The 16,692-nt window shown below is 40.2% G+C and carries 12 protein-coding genes and 1 pseudogene; 8 read left to right on the top strand and 5 right to left on the bottom strand.

The window, feature by feature from the left end:
* Nucleotide 1: 1 nt before the first annotated feature.
* Entirely contained in the window at nucleotides 2–1,462 is a 1,461-nt protein-coding gene (gene nuoN, locus M0M83_RS12335) for an NADH-quinone oxidoreductase subunit NuoN (RefSeq protein ID WP_213912536.1), read from the top strand.
* A 57-nt stretch (nucleotides 1,463–1,519) separates the two neighbouring features.
* Here nuoN and M0M83_RS12330 read toward each other — a convergent pair whose 3' ends face one another.
* Both M0M83_RS12330 and M0M83_RS12325 read right to left on the bottom strand, forming a co-directional pair.
* Nucleotides 1,520–2,503 carry an alpha-xenorhabdolysin family binary toxin subunit B gene (locus M0M83_RS12330; RefSeq protein ID WP_125891283.1) on the bottom strand — a complete coding sequence of 328 codons (984 nt, stop codon included), beginning with the start codon at nucleotides 2,501–2,503 and terminating at the stop codon, nucleotides 1,520–1,522.
* Nucleotides 2,504–2,514: 11 nt separating this feature from the next.
* Nucleotides 2,515–3,723, bottom strand: a complete 1,209-nt coding sequence (locus tag M0M83_RS12325; protein WP_248466649.1) for an alpha-xenorhabdolysin family binary toxin subunit A — start codon at nucleotides 3,721–3,723, stop codon at nucleotides 2,515–2,517.
* 740 nt (nucleotides 3,724–4,463) lie between these two features.
* On the opposite strand from M0M83_RS12325, the gene M0M83_RS12320 reads away from it, so the two are divergent.
* From M0M83_RS12320 to menE, 6 genes are all read left to right on the top strand, one after another.
* The gene (locus tag M0M83_RS12320) at nucleotides 4,464–5,789 is read left to right on the top strand and encodes an isochorismate synthase (protein WP_125891281.1); all 1,326 of its coding nucleotides are present in this window, start codon (nucleotides 4,464–4,466) and stop codon (nucleotides 5,787–5,789) included.
* Nucleotides 5,790–5,916: 127 nt separating this feature from the next.
* Nucleotides 5,917–7,590, top strand: a complete 1,674-nt coding sequence (menD, locus tag M0M83_RS12315; RefSeq protein ID WP_125891280.1) for a 2-succinyl-5-enolpyruvyl-6-hydroxy-3-cyclohexene-1-carboxylic-acid synthase — start codon at nucleotides 5,917–5,919, stop codon at nucleotides 7,588–7,590.
* Nucleotides 7,590–8,345, top strand: a complete 756-nt coding sequence (menH, locus tag M0M83_RS12310; RefSeq protein ID WP_125891279.1) for a 2-succinyl-6-hydroxy-2,4-cyclohexadiene-1-carboxylate synthase — start codon at nucleotides 7,590–7,592, stop codon at nucleotides 8,343–8,345. The genes menD and menH overlap by 1 nt, the downstream gene beginning before the upstream one ends.
* A gap of 21 nt (nucleotides 8,346–8,366) precedes the next feature.
* Entirely contained in the window at nucleotides 8,367–9,224 is an 858-nt protein-coding gene (menB, locus tag M0M83_RS12305) for a 1,4-dihydroxy-2-naphthoyl-CoA synthase (RefSeq protein WP_125891278.1), read from the top strand.
* Nucleotides 9,224–10,195, top strand: coding sequence for an o-succinylbenzoate synthase (gene menC / locus M0M83_RS12300; protein ID WP_213912540.1), 972 nt, complete (start codon nucleotides 9,224–9,226; stop codon nucleotides 10,193–10,195). The genes menB and menC overlap by 1 nt, the downstream gene beginning before the upstream one ends.
* Nucleotides 10,183–11,592 carry an o-succinylbenzoate--CoA ligase gene (gene menE, locus M0M83_RS12295; protein WP_213912541.1) on the top strand — a complete coding sequence of 470 codons (1,410 nt, stop codon included), beginning with the start codon at nucleotides 10,183–10,185 and terminating at the stop codon, nucleotides 11,590–11,592. Before menC ends, menE begins: the two co-directional genes overlap by 13 nt.
* 44 nt (nucleotides 11,593–11,636) lie before the next feature.
* Here menE and M0M83_RS12290 read toward each other — a convergent pair whose 3' ends face one another.
* The gene (locus M0M83_RS12290; RefSeq protein ID WP_185746869.1) at nucleotides 11,637–13,076 is read right to left on the bottom strand and encodes a catalase; all 1,440 of its coding nucleotides are present in this window, start codon (nucleotides 13,074–13,076) and stop codon (nucleotides 11,637–11,639) included.
* Between the two features lie 334 nt (nucleotides 13,077–13,410).
* Here M0M83_RS12290 and M0M83_RS12285 point away from each other — a divergent pair, with 334 nt between their 5' ends.
* Nucleotides 13,411–13,953, top strand: a complete 543-nt coding sequence (locus M0M83_RS12285; RefSeq protein WP_213912542.1) for a YfaZ family outer membrane protein — start codon at nucleotides 13,411–13,413, stop codon at nucleotides 13,951–13,953.
* A gap of 103 nt (nucleotides 13,954–14,056) precedes the next feature.
* On the opposite strand, the pseudogene M0M83_RS12280 reads toward M0M83_RS12285, so the two are convergent.
* Both M0M83_RS12280 and tyrP read right to left on the bottom strand, forming a co-directional pair.
* Nucleotides 14,057–15,009, bottom strand: a pseudogene (locus tag M0M83_RS12280) (Rpn family recombination-promoting nuclease/putative transposase).
* 228 nt (nucleotides 15,010–15,237) lie between these two features.
* Complete coding sequence (gene tyrP, locus M0M83_RS12275) at nucleotides 15,238–16,446, bottom strand: tyrosine transporter TyrP (RefSeq protein WP_213912544.1); 1,209 nt, start codon at nucleotides 16,444–16,446, stop codon at nucleotides 15,238–15,240.
* Between the last annotated feature and the right edge of the window lie 246 nt (nucleotides 16,447–16,692).

Below are 16,692 nucleotides of genomic sequence, written 5' to 3'. Positions count from 1 at the left end.
CATGACAATAACTCCTCAAGAACTGATCGCAATACTGCCACTGATGATCGTCGGGTTGACGGCAGTGGTTGTGATGCTGTCCATTGCGTGGCGACGCGATCACCTGACCAGTGCCGCGCTGACAGTATCTGGTTTTATTATTGCGTTGCTTTCACTCATTTGGGTGGCCGACGGCTACCTAATGGATGTGACTTCGCTTATCCGTGTTGATGGCTTTGCGCTGTTCTATAGTGCATTAGTCCTGATAGCGGGTATCGGAACGACTATCTTTGCTTACCACTGGTTAGAAGGTTTTGGTGATAATAGAGATGAGTTCCACTTGCTCGTTGCTATTGCAGTGGCGGGTGGTGTGCTGTTATCTATGTCAAACCATATGGCGTCGATGTTTATCGGTATTGAACTGATTTCATTGCCACTGTTTGGCTTAGTTGCCTATACCTTTGAGCGCAGTCGCACATTAGAAGCTGGGATCAAGTACATGCTGCTATCTGCAGCAGCGTCTTCATTCCTGTTATTTGGAATTGCGTTACTGTATGCAGAATCGGGTAGTTTAAGTTTTGCTGCGGTTGGTCAAAGTCTTTCTGATAACCAAATTCACGCACCATTGGTGATGATTGGTTTCGGTATGCTCATTGTAGGCTTTGGCTTTAAACTGTCACTGTTTCCATTCCAACTGTGGACACCTGATGTTTACCAAGGTGCTCCTGCACCAGTGTCAGCCTTTTTAGCAACGGGCAGTAAAATCGCTATCTTTGCCGTATTAGTACGTATCTTTCTGGAAGCACCAATCACCAATAGCAATACATTGTCGATTGTCATTTCAGTAATTGCGATAGCCTCTATTCTGTTTGGTAACTTGCTGGCTATCACGCAAAAAAGTGCAAAACGTTTACTGGGTTACTCATCTATCTCACATATGGGATATTTATTGGTTGCTCTGGTTGCGCTTCGTATCGATCCGGTCGCTTCGCAAGTCACTATCGCAATCTACTTAGTGGGTTATCTATTTGCGAGTTTAGGGGCATTCGGTGTTGTGAGTATCATCTCAAGCCCTTACCGTGGTGATGACCAAGATGATTTCAGTGCATTCCGTGGGCTGTTCTGGCATAAACCTGTTCTCGCAACGGTAATGACGGTGATGATGCTATCACTAGCGGGTATTCCAATTACATTAGGCTTTATTGGTAAATTCTATGTGATTGCATCCGCGGTGAATGCAGAGTTATGGTGGTTAACAGGTGCTGTCGTTGTTGGTAGTGCAATTGGTTTATATTACTACCTACGCTTTATGGCTAGCCTATATAGCCGTGATGCAGAACATGCAGAACGTTATACAGGCCCTGAAAAAGCCACGCTAGGGACAGTGGTTGCTGTTATATGCGCCATTGCGGTTATCGTCTTTGGTGTGTGGCCACAACCCCTTATTGATATGACATCAACAGCGCTTGCTGTACTTAATTAATAGCTTCAAAAAATACTATTGTTAATAAACCGGTTACTTTAGAGTAGCCGGTTTTTTTTAATCAGGTAACTGGCGTTGATATTGATATTCCATGTCATCTAAGAATGACATAAGTACTTGACTTGCCATATTGACCTCTTGAATATTCAATGTTTTTTCAGACGATTTTTCATTAATGAAATGACACCATTCCGACCAATAATCTTTAATTAAACCTATCTGAGTGATAATTGACAGTTTTTGTGAGTCTATGATTGTTATTTGGTCAGCTAATAACATGAGTTGGGCTAGTTTAAATATCGTTTTATCAATGTGATTAACCTCTTCTTTTAACTCTAAAATTTGGTTTCCTAAATCTAATCTGACCTCGACAAGCTGTGCAAACTCTAAACCATCATCAATGACTGATAATAAATTCTTAATAAAGGCAACAGCTGATTTTAATATTTGTTTTTTATTCATTGGCATATCAATTGAATCAATTAATTCATCGTTTAATAAATGTTTTTTTAAAAAATCCGTGATTTTAGATTTTAAGATGATATCTTCTGCTGCGGTAATAACGGAGTGTTGTTGGTTGATTTCATTTATCTTTAAGGTTTTATTGTTTTTAGATGTGACGAGAAGTTCTTTTTGCTCAGTATATTGATGTAATTTATGTTGATTGCTTTCTTCTAGGTGAATGAGTGATAAAGAATCAGTGGTATAACTGAATTTAGTGATTATTCTTTCCAGTTCTAATTTGAAGTCAGTTAAATCCTCAATAAAACTTGTGACTAAAGATCCCTCTGGAATATTTGTATTTTCATTATTTAATTCACTTTTTAAAATGTAATTCAATTTTATTTTTAGCTTTGGTATCGAGTTTCTGATAGTCTCATTAATATTAAAGGTTTTACTTGCTATTTTTTGTATTTTACCGTGGATGATAAAATCATAATGTATTATATTTTTATTAAATGCGGAAATTTCATTTGACATATTCCTTAATTGATAAATATCAATCGGGGGCAATATGGGTAAGTCTAGCTTATCTTGCATATTAGTACCTTTTATTGAGGAGGGGTATTACTTAGTTGTGTTTCATCAAATAATTTTATTAAGTGTGTTGAGTACTCTTGAATGGTATGCCATGATGCAATCACCCGTTTAAAGTGGGTGATGAATTGAATAAGTTTGTCTGCATTATTAATTTTTTTGAAAACCTCGATTGATTGAGTTATTTCAGTGAGAAGAACGAGCCACATATAGTCTAAATGGTCAACAGCGAGTCGGGCATCTTTAAAAAGACCATCAATTTTGTGGAGATTGATTTGAATGTCAAAGATAACTTTTTTGACAAAATTTTCTTTGTTGATTTGATCATTAATTGATGTTATTTCTGTTAAAATTTCGTTTTTTCTTGCTCGAATTTTTTCAGCCTTAGAGCCGAAAATACTGCCCGTAATAATGAGGCCGATGATACCACCCGCTAAGCCTGTGAAACTTAGCTTCACAAAGTGTGAATACTCTAGTTCTAGTTGCTGTAGCTCCTGTTTTTTCATTTTCAGTGATTCTTGTAAATAGGTGTCTGTATTTTCATTATTAGTAGGTTCAAGTTGCGTATATAACCCTTTAATATTAAATAATAAAGATTCAACATGTTGATAATTAGAGAGGTACCCTCCTGTAATATGCACTCTAAAATCTGAAATAATGTTTTTAATATTACTTGTCTTAATGGATTGGTCCTTAATATCATCTTTAATTAATTGTAAGATATTAATTAATTCGGTAGCTATTTGTTGGTCATCATTTTGATAAAATATTTGGTCTAACTCACTTTCATTAATGTCATTCAAACTATCTGATATTCTTCTCAAAATAGGCATGTGGTTTATATATTCAATAATTTGCCCACCTGTTTGAGTTATGTTTCGGCTAACGAGTGATAGGTTAATAGATTGTTCTTTAACATGTTGCTCGACATTGTCCCAGGTGTTGGCATGATCTCGAATGTTGATGATAGTATTAATTAATTCGTCTGTATCTATGGGTAAAGTGGTTGATGAGGTAATGCCAAACCATTTTAGAATGTCCTTTTTTTTCCAAGGTAAAGAGAGGGAAAAGTAAATGTGCCGACGTATACTCATTAAATCTTCTAATGTGAAAATACCGACTTCACGGGTTGAAAGTGCATCTTGATTCGTTAATAAGGCTATAGTTGTATGGCCTATATGTTCTTTTTCAATAATTCTGTCGTAATTTTCTTTTGTGTTCATTTTAAATTCCATGTTAATTAAGTTAAAGACAGTGTGCTAATTTTCATTAGCAATCTTGTATGCTTGAATTGTCTATTTATTGTAAATGAAAATATAAATTTCATATTTGTTAACCTACTAGAAAATGACTGAAAGTTTTATACTAAAAAATGAAAAACAGAGCTAAAAAATAGCACTTGAAGAGGTTGGTATATGTTTAAAATATTATTGTTGTTTATATTTATTAATAAATCATTTATTTTTATGCTAAATAAAATGCTTAATAGAAATATCATGTTAATTAAAATACAAGATGGATTTCTTTTGGGATGAATAGGCTTTTCATAGCGTATTGACTTGACGAACAACAATAACTGCGTTTCAAAATGGAATTTTTTTGGGTGAAAAACAAGCAGTTTAGGAAATAAAAATGAATAAAAGGGATGAAATCACATTTCACATTAATTAAATGAATAGAATACTGTGCAATATATATAATAAGCTATACTATCAATAGCCTGAAGGTCACTATGTGTGTAAACAGGTTTGTTTTGACGTAGTTGTTCTTGGCTATCGTCAATTGGGTTCTAAGTACTAAAATAGTGAAATATTATAAACAATTTTTTGATTGCCGGGGTTCGGCTTTTAGCGCGGAATGAGTGACATAGCATTTACTGTTAGTCATCAATGTATTAAAAATTTGTATTGCGCTATATAATAACGCGTAGTGAATTTGTGAGATGTAGCAGTGGGAATCTAAAGTGAACTATAAAAAATTTGATCGATTGATAACTGAAATTTTGGACCATTTGTCTACATTGACACTAAACACCAAAGCGTATACTCGTTTTGTCTGGCAGTTAGATGCGCAAACTACTTTCCCTGGTCTTTCATGGCTATCGGCACAAGAAATCTACCCTCAATTTTACTGGTATCAACGGACGGGAGCCGAAGAATGCAGCGCTCTTGGAATGGTTAAGTCCTTTGATTCGATAGATACAGCACAAGCTTTTTTATCACAATATCCGAATATGCCAGAGATGCGCCTATGGGGGCTTAATGGTTGGAATGCTGTTGGAGATGGCATCCCTGAAGAGATAAAACGCCAAGCAACTTTTTGTTTTTTGCCTCGAATTGAAATTCATCGGTTGCGTTCGACAATTAGCGTTAGTGTCAATATAGAAGGGGAAGAAGATCGCTTAAATGCTATCCATCTTTTACAGCAAGTAAAATCGGCTTCTCAAGAGACATTGACACTGGACGCCGATATTACTGCACAGGAACATATTCCTACGCATGATGAATGGTGCCGTTTATTAAATTGCGCTATTGATGACATGAAGTCAGGAAAAATGGAAAAAGTGGTTATGGCCAGGGAAACAAAACTCACCCTGTCTAAGCCAATTGCGGTTGCTGAGTTTTTAGCACAAAGCCAGCAGGTGAATCATCATTGTTACCATTTTATGATGGCCTTCAACGCACATTCAGGTTTTATTTCCTCAACACCCGAACGTTTATATTTACGTCAAGACGAACAACTGAACTCTGAGGCTTTAGCAGGAACCGTCGCTAATGACCCTGATGACATGGTCGCAGCGGAATACGCTAAATGGTTGATGGAAGATAAAAAGAACCAACATGAAAATTTAGTGGTTGTTGATGATATTTGCCAACAATTACAAGGAGCAGTGACAGGGGTTGATGTATCGTCGGCAAAAGTGATCCGCTTGAGAAAAATTCAACACCTTTACCGCTCAATTGTTGCGACATTAGTTAGCCCTTCTGATAGCGATTGTTTACAGCGTCTCCAACCCACAGCGGCGGTCTGCGGTTTGCCACGAAAGGTTGCACGGCAATTTTTAGCAGAAAATGAACCGTTTTCTCGTGGTTGGTATGCAGGAACAGGCGGGTTTATTAGCTTAAATAAAAGTGAATTCGCAGTCTCTCTACGTTGTGCACAGATAGAGGGAGCCCATGTCTCATTATATTCAGGCGCTGGCATTGTCAGTGGTTCAGACCCAGAGCAAGAGTGGATAGAAATTGAGAATAAAGCTGCTGGGCTAATGTCTTTATTTGGAAATAACTAAAAACCATAAAATAAAAATGGTTATTTTCTTTTTATTTCAATTAGTTCACCAAAAATTGTTCTGAGATCAAGAAATTTCTTTCAGCCAGTCTAAACTAATTGATAACTAATAATTTGCTGAGCATATTATGTCGAATTCTGCTTTTAATCTCCGTTGGGCTGAAGTAATAATTGAAGCGCTATCTCGCCACGGAATGAAACATATCTGTATTGCGCCGGGCTCGCGCTCGACACCATTGACCCTTGCTGCCATTAGCCATGGGAAATTGCATTGCCATACCCATTTTGATGAGCGTGGTTTAGGGCATTTAGCGCTAGGCTTAGCAAAAGCCAGTCGTGAGCCTGTAGGGGTGATTGTGACCTCTGGTACGGCAGTCGCAAACCTTTATCCTTCTTTGATTGAAGCGGGTTTAACTGGTGAGAAAGTTATTTTTCTTACTGCTGACAGACCCCCTGAATTGATTGATTGTGGTGCTAATCAAGCTATTCGACAAACCCATATTTTTGCTTCCCATCCTACTCAAGCATTAATGTTACCAAGGCCGACACAAGATATTTCAGCTAAGTGGTTGGTAACAGCGATTGATAATGGCATGAATCAACTACACCATGGTGCATTTCATATTAACTGCCCCTTTGCCGAACCCTTGTACGGTGATATGGACGGGGAAGATGCATGGCAGGAAACACTCGGAGAGTGGTGGAATTCAAATCATCCGTGGTTAACCGAGCCATTAACGCATTCTGTTGCATTAGTTGCAGATTGGTATTTTTGGCGGCAGAAAAAAGGCATTGTGATTGCGGGACGAATGACCGCGAGCGAAGGTGAGTTAGTTGCCAAATGGGCTCAAGAACTCGGATGGCCCGTCATCGGTGATGTGCTCTCTCAAACGGGACAACCATACCCTTGTGCCGATTTATGGCTTCAACGCCCTGATACTCAACATATTTTAAAGCAGGCAGAATTAGTCGTTCAGTTTGGTTCAAGCTTAACGGGAAAACGGTTACTGCAATGGCAAGCTAATTGTGAACCGCAAGAGTATTGGATTATCGATTCGATACCTCAGCGGTTAGACCCAGCCAATCATATGGGAAGAAAGCTAACTTGCTCAATTAAAGGTTGGCTAGATAACCATCCTGCACAGCCGAGAAATTTGTGGTGTGAATCGCTGCTGACTTTAGCGCAAAAAACGCACCATCACGTGCGCCAACACTTGCATGAGCAGTTTTCAGAAGCCGCGGTGGCGCACCAATTACCTGAACTGCTGCCTCTTCGAGGCCAATTATTTGTCGGTAATAGCTTAATTGTCCGTTTGGTGGATGCACTGGCCCAACTTCCATTGGGTTATCCTGTTTATAGTAACCGAGGTGCGAGTGGTATTGATGGTTTGATTTCTACCATGGCGGGCGTTCAGCGAGCAACCGCACAGCCAACACTGGCTATCGTTGGAGATATTTCTGCACTCTATGATTTGAATAGTTTGGCGCTATTGCGAGAACCTTCCGCACCGACAGTTCTTATTGTTGTGAATAATAATGGGGGGCAGATTTTCTCAATGTTGCCTACACCAGATGAAGCAAGACAAAATTATTACTGTATGCCGCAAAATGTCAGTTTCGAGCCAGCGGCGAAAATGTTTGGCTTACAATATTGTGCTCCGACAGACTGGGGGACACTAAAAGAAACCGTACAACAATTTTGGCATCGTCAACAGGGCACCTTGCTGGTGGAATTACAGGTGGCAAGTGATGCAGGTGCGCGTACTTTAAAACAACTATTAAATGAAGTTGTGGATCTGTAATGTTATCCGCACAGAGACATCATTCTGCCTCATCCGCTCCTTGGATAATCTGGTTGCATGGTTTGTTAGGCAGTGCAGATGATTGGCTACCGGTGATTGAGCAAACAGGTGCTTTTCCATCGTTAGCTGTCGATTTACCCGGACATGGGGGTTCTCATTCAGAACCCTGCCTAGGTTTTTCAGATTTTGATCAACAACTCAGCGCACTTTTACAGTATCATCAAATTAATGAATATTACTTGGTTGGCTATTCACTAGGCGCTCGGCTGGCGATGCATTTTGCCTGTCACTATCAACCTAACGGACTATTAGGGTTAGTGATTGAAGGTGGGAATGTAGGGTTAGCCAATGAACAAGAACGAACTGCTCGCGCTGCTAATGATGCGGCTTGGGCCCAGCGTTTTCGTTCAGAGCCGATTGACGAAGTGTTAGATGATTGGTATCAACAAACGGTATTTGCTGATTTGTCGGTGCTCCAGCGCCAACGTTTAATTCAATTACGTCGACAAAATAATCCGCAGAGTATTGCTGCTATGCTAGAAAATACATCATTAGCAAAGCAACCTTTTCTAGCGGACAAATTGCGTCAATTGACCTGTCCTTATCGCTATTTTTGTGGCGAAAAAGACCAAAAATTTCGAAGCGTTTCGCAACAATATACTTTGCCGTTAACGCTGATTGAAAATGCAGGGCATAATGCACATCGGGAAAACCCTATGGGCTATGCGGCTGCACTTCATCGTTTTTTATCATAAAGTGGTTAAAGGGATCTGATAATGATTTATCCAAGTGAAGAACAATTATACGCACCTATCGAATGGCAAGATTGCTCGACAGGGTTTGAAGACATTCGCTATCACAAATCCCCCGAAGGGATTGCAAAAATCACCATTAATCGTCCTGAAGTGCGCAATGCTTTTCGTCCACAAACCGTGAAAGAAATGATCCAAGCTCTATCTGATGCACGCTATGATGACCAAGTTGGAACTATTATTTTAACGGGCGAAGGTGAAAAAGCATTTTGTGCCGGTGGTGACCAAAAAATTCGTGGTGATTACGGCGGATATCGTGATGAAAGTGGTACACACCACTTAAACGTATTAGATTTCCAACGCCAAATTCGTACTTGTCCAAAACCTGTTGTCGCGATGGTCGCTGGTTTTTCTATCGGTGGTGGCCATGTATTACATATGATGTGTGACTTAACTATTGCCGCTGATAACGCAATCTTCGGCCAAACTGGGCCAAAAGTTGGTTCATTTGATGGCGGCTGGGGTGCATCTTATATGGCACGTATCGTAGGGCAAAAGAAAGCGCGTGAAATCTGGTTCCTATGCCGCCAATACAATGCACAAGAAGCATTAGATATGGGCTTGGTTAACACGGTTGTTCCATATGCAGATCTTGAAAAAGAAACGGTGCGCTGGTGCCGTGAAATGCTAGAAAATAGCCCGATGGCACTGCGTTGCTTAAAAGCAGCATTAAATGCGGACTGTGATGGACAAGCAGGTCTGCAAGAGTTGGCTGGTAATGCCACTATGTTGTTCTATATGACAGACGAAGGGCAAGAAGGCCGTAACGCCTTTAATGAAAAACGTGCGCCTGATTTCTCTAAATATAAGCGTAATCCATAATGCGTAAAGCCAAGATTTATTCGTTCAGCCTGCCGATGGAGGCAGGCGTTATCCTTCGTTATCAGCGGTTAAAAACGCGTGATGGGCTTTTGGTCTGTTTACAAGATGGGGATAACGAAGGTTGGGGAGAAATTTCGCCTCTACCTGAATTTAGCCGTGAAACATTAGAAGAGGCCACTGCCGAAACTATTGTACGACTGAATGAATGGGTGAAAGAAGGCAAAATTTCTAATAGTTTATTACCCTCAGTGGCTTTTGGCTGTAGTTGTGCTATCGCGGAGCTAACAGGGGAACTTCCCGAACAAGCGGATTACCGCAAAGCACCTTTATGTAGTGGTGATCCTGACGATTTAATCTTAAGCCTTGATGCAATGGAAGGTGAGAAAGTCGCTAAGGTTAAAGTCGGTTTATATGAAGCAGTTCGTGATGGTATGGTGGTTAATCTGTTACTAGAGGCTGTTCCAGAACTGAAATTGCGTCTGGATGCAAATCGCAGTTGGACTCGAACAAAAGCCGACGGTTTTGCTAAATATGTTAACCCTGACTACCGTGACCGAATCGCTTTTTTGGAAGAACCGTGTAAAACTCGTGAAGAGTCACTGCAATTTGCAGCAGAAACTGGCATTAGCATTGCTTGGGATGAAAGTGTACGTGAAGAAGGCTTTATGGTAGAGGCACAAGAAGGGGTGTCTGCGATTGTGATTAAACCGACCCTGACAGGCAGCTTGTCTTATTGCCGTTATTTGGCGGAAGAAGCCCATCGCTTAGGGTTACAAGCGGTGATCAGCTCATCTATTGAAAGTAGCTTTGGCTTAACACAACTTGCTCGTATAGCACACTGGTTAACCCCAAATACCATTCCAGGCTTAGACACAGTATCACTTATTCAATCTCAATTGGTACGGCCTTGGCCACAATGTGATATTCCGCTTCAGCAGTTAGATGATTTAACGCTTGTATGGCAGAGTTAGCACAATTTAAAGATTGGCCTTGGCAACATTGGGCCAATCTTCGTCCGAACTCAATCGCTCTAGTCACAGAGTCCCAAAGTATGACTTGGGAAAGTGTCAGCCAACAAATTACTGACCTCAGTACTTACTTTTCAATGCAAGGTGTAGAGCAGGGGCAGTGTATTGTTCTGCGTGGAAAAAATTCAGTTGAGTTATTGCTGAGTCAACTGGCTCTTATTGCGTGTGGTGCTCGTGTTTTACCACTAAATCCTCGCCTCCCAGAACGGTTATTAGCAGAATTATTACCTCATCTGAATATTAGTGCGGTAATTGATTTTACTGATGAATCAAATCTATTAGCAAATTATCGTAATTTAGATTATCAGCTCTATTATCATTTTATTGGTGATGAAGAGGTTGCTCTAACTGTTTTTCAAGAGGCTATTCAGCAGCCTGCCACATTGATTTTAACATCGGGGTCAACAGGCCTACCTAAAGCTGCCGTTCACAGTGTTGCTGCGCACTTAAATAGTGCTGAAGGTGTTGTTAATCTAATGAATTACCAGCAAGAAGATTGCTGGTTACTGTCGTTGCCGTTATTCCATGTCTCTGGTCAGGGTATTGTTTGGCGTTGGCTTCTGAAAGGGGGCTCACTTGCGGTAAAAGATCTTCCTTTGGCTCAAGCATTACATGAAGTTACTCATGCCTCTTTGGTACCAACCCAGTTATGGCGGTTATTAAATGATAAACGGGTGGTGGAGCTTACGCTAAAAGCTGTTTTATTGGGCGGAGCCAGTATTCCTTCAACGTTAACGGATCTTGCTCAACAACATGGTATTGCTTGTTGGAGCGGCTATGGCATGACAGAAATGGCTTCTACAGTTTGTGCTAAACGCGCCAATGGTAAAAAAGGTGTGGGCCTGCCGCTAAGTGGCAAGCAGGTTAGATTGGTCGATGATGAGATCCAAATTAAGTCGCATAGCCAAGCCCTTGGTTATTGGTTTAATGGTGAAATAAAGCCACTAAATACATTAGAGGGTTGGTTCAAAACCAATGATAAAGGTGCTTATATTGATGGGGAGTATCAAGTTCTTGGGCGCTTAGATAACTTATTTATCAGCGGCGGCGAATGTGTGCAACCAGAAGATATCGAAGCGGTGATTAATAGCCATCCAGCGGTCAGTCAAAGTTTTATTATACCTATTGATGATGTGCAATTTGGGCAACGTCCTGTCGCGGTTATTGAGGCAGATGAGTCAGTGGATTTAAATCGGCTGGCGGATTGGTTAAAAGATAAACTCGCTCCATACCAATATCCTATGGCATTTTATTATTTAGACCCTGAATTGAAAGCAGGGGGAATAAAAGTGTCTAGGCAACAAGTAAAAAAATGGTTATTAGCGAAAATAAAAGAATAGGGCGAAATAGTGGCGGGGTTATCCCCACCACGTAATGAATTACACTATTTTAGTGCTTTTAACGCTTTTTCAACACCCGCACCGTATTCAGGATGAACTTGTTTAAATAACTCGATTTGGCGCACTTGTGTGGCTTCAGTCGCGTCAATAAGTTCACCGGCAATACGTTTAAACATACGTTGGTGTTCTGCATCATCTAATAACTCATATAATGCACGTGGTTGGCTGAAATAGTCTTGGTCTTCACGGTGATCCCAATGGTCAGCTGCACCTTCAATAGATAATGGCGGTTCGCTAAAGTCCGGTTGTTCTTGGAATAAACCGGCTTCATTTGGCTCATAGGTCACATGGTTGCCGCTATTACCGTCAACGCGCATTGCGCCATCACGGTGGTAATTATGGAATGGGCAACGAGGAGCATTCACTGGGATTTGATGATGGTTGACACCAAGGCGATAACGATGAGCATCTCCATAGGAGAATAAACGGCCTTGTAGCATTCTATCCGGTGAGAAACCAATACCTGGAACCACATTTGCAGGGCTAAAAGCGGCTTGTTCTACATCAGCAAAATAGTTATCCGGATTACGATTAAGTTCAAAATATCCGACATCAATTAATGGGTAATCTTTATGTGGCCAAACTTTAGTTAAGTCAAATGGGTTATAAGGAACTTGAGAGGCTTCTTTCTCTGGCATAATTTGTACTTGCAAATTCCAGCGCGGGAAATCCCCTTTTTCAATTGATTCAAACAGATCGCGCTGTGAACTTTCTCTATCTTTACCAACTAATAGCTCAGCTTGTTCATCAGATAGATTCGCAATGCCTTGTTGGCAACGGAAATGGAATTTGACCCAGAAACGTTCATTATTACTGTTAATGAAACTGTATGTATGGCTACCAAATCCATGCATATGACGATAACTTTGTGGAATACCACGGTCACTCGCATCAATGGTTAATTGGTGTAAAGATTCAGGCAACTGAGAGAAAAAGGCCCATTTGTGTTCCATTGTACGCAGGTTAGAGCGCGGGTCACGTTTCACTACATGGTTTAAATCAGGGAATTTTAATGGGTCGCGGAAATAGAATACTGGGGTGTTGTTACCCACCATATCCCAGTTACCTTCTTCAGTATAAAATTTTAATGCGAAACCACGAATATCACGCTCTGCGTCAGCAGCACCACGTTCACCTGCAACGGTAGAAAAACGAGCAAACATTTCTGTTTTTTTGCCGACTTCAGAGAAAATTTTTGCACGCGTATAGCGGCTAATATCATGGGTTACGGTAAACGTACCGAAAGCACCAGAACCTTTTGCATGCATGCGTCTTTCAGGGATCACTTCACGGTCAAAATGGGCAAGCTTTTCTAAAAACCAAACATCCTGTAATAACATTGGGCCACGTTTACCAGCTGTCATCACATTATTATTATTGGCGACCGGTGCGCCCGAGGCGGTAGTAAGGCCTTTCTTTTTCATCACAATGCTCCTTTGGTTGGATTAAATGACTACACAAACCTAACTAATAAGTTAATCTTTTGTAAGAAAATAAAAAACTCAATATAATGAACTTATAATTCAGTATAGTTATTATGGAATTAATTATCTAATAAATATAACCAATTACTGTGATTACAGGCGAAAAACATGTATTTATCGTGTTTTTTTGCACTGAATGTTTTTATGCGTGAAATTTTGTAATGAATAAAGCAAGCTTTTATAGAGGCTATAGCGTAAATCTAAGTAAGATTGGCTGAAAATAGGGTAGGATTCGCGTAATATCTATAGGTAATAATATCAAGAGGATGAAACAATGCGTAAATTATTATTATTGGCAGCTGCGATGTCACCATTATTCGTTGGAACCGCACATGCAGTTTCAGTCAGCGCACAAGCGGGGGAACATTATACTGAGCTGTCAGCAGGGTTAGGTAACCAAAATGCAGGGTTAGCATTTAATGGTTCTTGGGCTCGCAGTGATCATGATGGACAAACGGGAAGTATTGGTGCCACATTTGGCTTACCTGTTGGGCCTTTCTCTGCATTCGTTGGTGGTAAGGGGTTATATTTATCACCTGATCATAATAGTAGTGGTTCTGCATTAGCTGTAGGTGGTGGATTAAATTGGCAGGCACTGCCTTCACTGAACATTTACGGTGAAGCTTACGGTGCTCCAGAGCAACTGACTTCAGGCAGCAAATCGTATGTCGAAGCTAAAGCTGGTGCGCGCTATACGGTATTCAAGCCATTATCTATTGATGCAGGATATCGCTTGATCGAAATGAAAGGGACGCATGGTAAGAGTAGCGACAAGCTTGCCGATGGTTGGTATGTTGGTGCAGGGCTATCTTTCTAATTCGTTGTAATATATTTACAGTTCCTAGTCGTGACATGGCTAGGAGCTGGCTGTGATACCTTTAGCTCAATAGGAAATAACTCAAAGAGGTATCCACCAGAAACTAACCTTGTTTAGTTTTACTTAAAGACATGAGTGTTTCGCGGCTTAGTCCAGTGCATTCAACGATAATATCCAGACTAATACCATTCTTAAGAAGGTGGCGTGCCATTGTTATTTGGGCTTCTTGGCGGCCTTCCACTCTGCCTTCTTGGCGGCCTTCCACTCTGCCTTCTTGGCGACCTTCGATTCTGCCTTTGTTCTGTAAACGCAGTGCGATATTCATAATAGCTCCCTTATGTTTTTCTGTTTTTTCGCTCAATGCTTGAATGATATGTTCGAAATTAGCAGAATCCAAAGCAATGAACAGATAATTGATAATAGTAATGATGTCATTATCGTTATTATAGTGTTTATTGAGTGCTTGCGCCAAGAGCGGGAGCACCTGCTGAAATTCATCCCGTAAGTGCTTATGTTTCATTGCTAATTCCATTATTGCAATCTTTCGATGATTAACTAATTCATTATCATCTATGATAGTTATATCGACTAATGGAAATGGTTGAGTGTAAAGATTATTAGCGATATCAGGGAAAGGGAAACAGTCAGTCCAAAGTTGGCTATAAGGATAAGGCGAACGACCGCCATGGTAGAAAAGGATAGGGACGACAGGGGCAATTTCTTATTTCCTTGTTGCATATGCTGATTCATGGCTAAAAAAGCATAATGCATCAGACGCCATGCCATCAGTTTATCAGGCGTTGATTGGTGTTCAACTAAAAGATAAAGGTATCCTTTTCCTTGTGTTGTTTCTACTGAATATAACACATCTGATAATCGCGAGCGGAGTTGCTCATCAATAAATGAGGCATTTGTAAGTGATAACGTATTGAAGTCACACAATGATTTTATTTGTGCAGGCAAATAGATATCAAAAAAATCTCGTGCATTTTCGATATTCGTCATGATGCCTTTAAAAGCCGCATCATGAATGTTGGATACTTGTTTTTTCTTCACCTAATTCGCCTCATGAAGACCGCAATATGGCGAAGATACGGTAAAATGACTAGGTTGTCTTTTCAGAATTATTTTCTGATAAATATCGAAATAACGGAACGAAGTTTTTTAAGTGTGATGAATAATAGGTTAAGTTTAGATAATTAATTTAATTTTCAAGGGGGTAAAGCCTCCAATCTTGATAAATCAACGCTTGGAGGCTGGTAATATACGTAATATGGAGGATATTTAACCAACGTTTGGTAAAAAACCGGCAACAATCGAAAATTGGATAGCAATTACAGCGATACCACATACCAACACTAGGGCTAAAATAGGTGTACCGCCTTTAACTTGATACGCACCTTGAGTTTCTAATTTACGCACACGTAATGTTAGTAGTGCAGGAATAATCAGTGCTAAGACCGAGAGTGCAACAGCGGCATACGTTAATGCTTGTACGAAACTACTGAAAAATAGGGCGGCTAATAATGGTGGAACAAAGGTTAATAAACCGGTTTGAACACGACCGATAAAATGATTGCTCCGTTTGAATAAATCAGCGAGGTAATCAAATAAACCCAATGCAACACCTAAGAAGGATGTGGCTAACGCTAAATCCATAAACAAGCTAACGGCAATATTGACTCGGGGCGTAGCGACAACATCCCGAATGGCTGTGAGTAACCCATTAAGGCCGGATTCCTGAGCGAGGATCCCCATAAATGTATGTGATGGAATAGAGCCCAACGTTGCAACTTGCCATAGAATATAAGCAACAAGAGGGATCGCACTTCCGGTAATGAAAATCATGCGTAATTTGCGCACATCCCCATTCATATAGTTAACTAAACTAGGCACGCTGCCATGAAAGCCAAAAGAAGTAAAAATAACGGGAACGGCAGCTAGGATAAGGCCTTTTTCAATTGGCATCGTGCTTAGGTTCACGGCTTCAGCATGCGGCATCATCACAACTAACATAATCACTAAAAAAATTGTTTTTGCCGTGAACAAAATTCGATTAATAAAATCGACTGAATGCGTACCAATACAGACAATTGAACCGCCAATAATAGTAAATGCAATAATAGCAGTATCGGTTGAAATTTTAATTCCCCACCATGAGGATAGGCTATCTGAAATTAATACGCCCGCGCCACCGATATAAGCGGTTGTTAACGCGTACATTAATAGCAGCATACTCAGTCCGGTCACTATCTGTCCAACAGGACCAAGATATTTTTTAGCAACAGAGCCTAAACCCATATTTGCGGGGTTATGTTGATATACCTCGACTAATAGTAATGAGGTATAACTCATTAACATCCATAATCCAACAAGCAAGAAAACGATGCTTGTGAAACCGACTCCCGCAGCGGCAAGTGGCATTGCCAACATCCCTGCACCTATTGTTGTCCCTGCAACGATTAACACACTGCCAAGCGTACGATTCTTCACAAGTTCCTCTAATTGAATTTGAATAATTAACAAGTGATGCAGATTATGCGATCGCAAGTTCGCTGTCAAATGTAAATTACAGGGGGTGTAATCTTTTATTTACACAATTGATCACGTAGGTAGGAAATGAAAGGCAATAAGTACGTTAATAAAGTAAAGAAAAAATGATGGTTTAAAGTAACTAAAGGTAAATTTAAATGGAGTGAATTGTTAAAAATGGTGTGATAATTGATTGATTTTTATGAA

Origin of the sequence: Providencia rettgeri, from assembly GCF_023205015.1 — a bacterium.
Taxonomy (GTDB): domain Bacteria; phylum Pseudomonadota; class Gammaproteobacteria; order Enterobacterales; family Enterobacteriaceae; genus Providencia; species Providencia rettgeri_E.
The sequence above is the reverse complement of the archived record's forward strand: the minus strand, read 5'-3'. Positions and strand labels throughout refer to the sequence as shown.